This window comes from Alishewanella tabrizica, assembly GCF_014652375.1.
GTDB lineage: Bacteria > Pseudomonadota > Gammaproteobacteria > Enterobacterales > Alteromonadaceae > Alishewanella > Alishewanella tabrizica.
Genome location: NZ_BMYR01000032.1, coordinates 1 through 1,049 on the forward strand (window position 1 = coordinate 1; position 1,049 = coordinate 1,049).

The following is a 1,049-nucleotide window of genomic DNA, read 5'->3' on the forward strand; positions in this document are numbered from 1 at the left end:
ATGCTGGAATGGTCACCAGAGCGGCTCCTGAAATGGGCCGCTTCGATAGGTATTTATACACAGCAGTGGGTGCAAGATACGTTAGCGCACGCGGCACATCCGGCGCTGGCAGTGCGTCCTTGCTTAAGTTTACTAGGGCAAAGTGAAACCTACAGCAAAGCGCGGTTGGAGGCGGCCTGTCTGCGCGGTCATCTGACCGGTGCTAACCGCTTGCACAACATCAGGGCCATCTTGAAAAACGGCCTGGAATATCAACCGGTGCAAACCGTGAAACATGATCCGCTAAAAACGCTCGTGCACGACAATGTGCACGGCGAAAGCTACTTCCACTAACAGATTACACGAGAAGACTTATGGAATTAAGAATCGAAGAGCAACTGAGCCTGCTGCGTTTAAGCGGTGTTAAACAAGCCCTGGCAAAACAACAAGAGCAAACGATGCTCTATCAAGACATGAGCTTCGAAGAGCGCCTGCAGCTGTTACTCAGCCATGAGTTAGTGCAGCGCGAGCAGCGCAAAATTAGCCGGTTAGAGAAGCAAGCTGGGTTCCGTTTAGGTGCACAGGTTGAACAGATAGACTATCGCGCTAATCGAGGCTTTAACACATCGCAGATACGGGAATTACTGCAAGGCAACTGGCTTAAACATCAACAAAATCTGTTGTTAACCGGTGCTGCGGGATGTGGTAAGAGTTACCTGGCCTGTGCACTGGGCCGTTACTTTATCCGTCAGGGAATGGCTGTGCGCTATTACCGGTTAAAGACCTTATTAGAGGAGATGAGGTTGTCACAAGCAGATGGGAGCTATCCACGGTTACTGAGCCAGCTTAGTCAAGTTGCTATCTTGATCTTGGATGACTGGGGGATGGAAATGCTGGATGCGACAGAGCGTAGTAATTTACTGGAAGTGATAGACACGCGACATGGCAAGTTATCAACGGTGGTGGCAAGTCAATTACCGGTAGATAAATGGTACGGCATGATCGGAGAAGCCACCTTCGCCGAAGCGATCTTGGACAGGCTGATCCACAGAGCGATCAGATTCCCTTTA

Annotated in this window: 1 protein-coding gene and 1 pseudogene; both read left to right on the top strand. The window is 50.2% G+C overall.

Annotated features, from left to right (window positions below):
* A pseudogene (locus tag IE070_RS16485) lies at nucleotides 1–333 on the top strand (IS21 family transposase); the annotation flags it as partial.
* Between the two features lie 20 nt (nucleotides 334–353).
* Nucleotides 354–1,049: IS21-like element helper ATPase IstB (gene istB / locus IE070_RS16490; protein WP_189484282.1), on the top strand; the 696-nt coding region annotated here is incomplete at its 3' end.